Annotated in this window: 4 protein-coding genes; 3 read left to right on the top strand and 1 reads right to left on the bottom strand. The window is 45.4% G+C overall.

Annotation, left to right across the window (positions count from 1 at the left end):
• Positions 1–167: 167 nt before the first annotated feature.
• On the bottom strand, positions 168–281 hold the full coding sequence (locus tag AC0UA9_RS17420) for a helix-turn-helix domain-containing protein (RefSeq protein ID WP_475662013.1): 114 nt from the start codon (positions 279–281) through the stop codon (positions 168–170).
• A 326-nt stretch (positions 282–607) separates the two neighbouring features.
• Here AC0UA9_RS17420 and AC0UA9_RS17425 point away from each other — a divergent pair, with 326 nt between their 5' ends.
• The 3 genes from AC0UA9_RS17425 to AC0UA9_RS17435 form a co-directional block, all read left to right on the top strand.
• The gene (locus AC0UA9_RS17425; protein WP_475662004.1) at positions 608–1,651 is read left to right on the top strand and encodes a TRAP transporter substrate-binding protein; all 1,044 of its coding nucleotides are present in this window, start codon (positions 608–610) and stop codon (positions 1,649–1,651) included.
• A 10-nt stretch (positions 1,652–1,661) separates the two neighbouring features.
• Positions 1,662–2,189 (top strand): TRAP transporter small permease, encoded by a 528-nt coding sequence (locus tag AC0UA9_RS17430; RefSeq protein ID WP_475662006.1) that lies wholly within the window; start codon positions 1,662–1,664, stop codon positions 2,187–2,189.
• Positions 2,179–2,514: TRAP transporter large permease subunit (locus AC0UA9_RS17435; protein ID WP_475662010.1), on the top strand; the 336-nt coding region annotated here is incomplete at its 3' end. The genes AC0UA9_RS17430 and AC0UA9_RS17435, both read left to right, overlap by 11 nt.

The raw sequence follows: 2,514 nt of genomic DNA on the forward strand, positions 1-2,514 counted from the left end.
GCGTAGATTTACTGGTGTCTAACGCTTACGCCAGTTAAGGGCACCATGAAACCGCCGGTCTGCTCCGAGCTCCATTCCTCCTATAGTCGGTTGACGCTGGCGGCGATCATGGAGGGTAAGCACTTCGTCCGCTTCCTGGCAGTGCGTTGCCAATGAACACTGATGGGTTACGCCTGCTTTGGATCGGAGTCGCCAGTGGTAGCATTGCGGCGCAGCTCACGGCTGATCGTACTGTTGTGAATGCCAAGCTCTCTAGTGACCTGACGCAGGCTAATGCTCAGGTCATGACGGGTGTTTAGGAGGCCCGGGGAGGTTCAGTTTTCCCAAGTCATGCTGAGATTACCGTCATGATAGTGCTAAACAGCTATCAGCTCAAAAAACGATTCGTGTAATTATTTATAAGTATATGTTTAATATGGGTTTTATATTTTTGACAATTTTTTAATAGGGTGGTAGATTTATATTAATTGATCGCATATATAATTTTAATGGCAATAACCTTGTGCGATAAATTGAAGCTTGATCGGTGGCTTTGATGCTAGCCCGTAAAAATTAATCCCAAAAAATGCTTATTACCAATAAGTCCAACAGATGAAGGGTTATGGCTATGAAAAAGAAAAAACCTGTAATGAAAATAAAAATTGTTCAAAGCATGTTAGCAATCATGATTGCTGGCGGAGCTGCTAGCTCTCAGGCATCTACCGATTTACGTCTGGCGCATTTCTGGCCCGCTGAATCCATGATTAATCAGGAAATATTTGAAGCATGGGCAAAAGCAGTAGAAGAGGAGTCTGGCGGAGAGATTAGCGTTCAAAACTTTCCGTCAGATACGCTAACGAAATCTAACAAGGCATATCAAGGTGCTGTTCAAGGGGTTTCCGATATTGCGATTACTGCACAGGGGTATACGGCTGGCAGGTTCCCGTTAACGCAGTTAGTCGAGCTGCCGGGCATGGTGAATAGCGCAGAGCAAGGTTCATGCATGGTACAAACGCTATACGATCAGGGAACCATTGCTGGCGAGTATGATGATTCACATGTTCTTTTCCTGTTTACGCATGGCCCTGGCATTCTTCATATGAAAGATTCTAACGTTGCCACGCCAAGCGATCTTGGCGGGTTACGTGTGCGGCGGCCAACTTCTGTCGTGGGTGGAATGCTAGAAGAGATGGGGGCGCAGCCGATTGGTATGCCAATGCCAGAGGTTTATACCGCTCTTCAGCGTGGTGTTATGGATGGCCTTACAACCTCTTGGGAAGGCGTTAAAGTATTCGGTTTAAATGATGTGGTGACGAGCCATACACAGGTTCCTCTCTATACGCTCACATTTGTTGCCACGATGAACAAGGAAGCCTATGAACGGCTATCTCCTGAAGCGCGTGCAGCGATCGATAATAATAGTGGGATGAAGTGGGCAGATGTTGCTGGCAATGTGTTCGATCAAATTGATCAAGCAGGTAAAGAAGATGCAGCAGAATTAGGGCATCTAATTAATGTGGTAAGCGACCCCCAGAATGATCCTGCATGGTCTGATTTCATGGAGAGTGGCGTTACTAGTTATCTAGCTCATCTAAACGAAAGAGGCGTAGAGAATGTTGATAGCGCCTATAGCGATGTTCTGGAAGCTAAAGAAAGATGTGCTTCTCTGTGAGGTAAGTTGTATGACAACGCTAGTTCTTATAAAGAACACTATTGAGATAGTGTGCCGGTATATTGCTGGGATTGGGTTTTTATCCGTTATGACTGTCACAGTAACAGACGTTGTGACTAGATATTTGTTTAAGCTAACGTCTGGTGCCGTAAAGTTAACCGTATCAGGGAGTGTAGAGATTGTAAGTTTCGTAATGCTTATTTCTTTATTGGCAGCCATGGCTGCCAATGTAGAGAAAAGCCAAGTGGTTGTTGAAGCATTTACGCATAAGCTTGCAGACTCCTTAAAAAAGAGAATAGCAGGGTTCTATTTGCTAGGCTTTTTTCTGGTAGGTTTTTTTCTTTCCTGGGGGTTATGGGAAGAGGGCGTTCGTGCTACTCAATTCGGAGAAGTCTCCCAAGATTTGGCGATACCTATGGGGCTAATCTATAAAACATCTGCTGTATTGAGTGCTTTTTTCTCAATTCGGTGCCTAATACAGTCGGTGCTTGGCATGGTGTATAGCCATGATGATGGGGGAGAGCAAAATGAGTTCTGAAATCATAGGTGGGTTAGGCCTTATATGCCTTTTGGTTCTCATGGTGCTGCGTGTTCCCATTGCCTTGAGTATGTTGGCTGTCGGTGTGCTTGGGTTTTTCACCGTCACGAGCTGGGATGCCGCGTTGGCGATGATGAAGTCTGTGCCGGTAGAGGTTTTATCAAACTATAACTTTAGTGCTATTCCGATGTTTATATTTATGGGGGTATTGGCTTCTTACTCTGGAATGGCGAGTAAGTTATTCACCTCTGCTAAAGCGATGTTTGGTGGCTGGAAAGGTGGCATGGCACTTGCTGCGGTAAGCTCATGTGGTGCTTTTGCATCG

It is taken from the genome of Colwellia sp. F1, assembly GCF_056238625.1.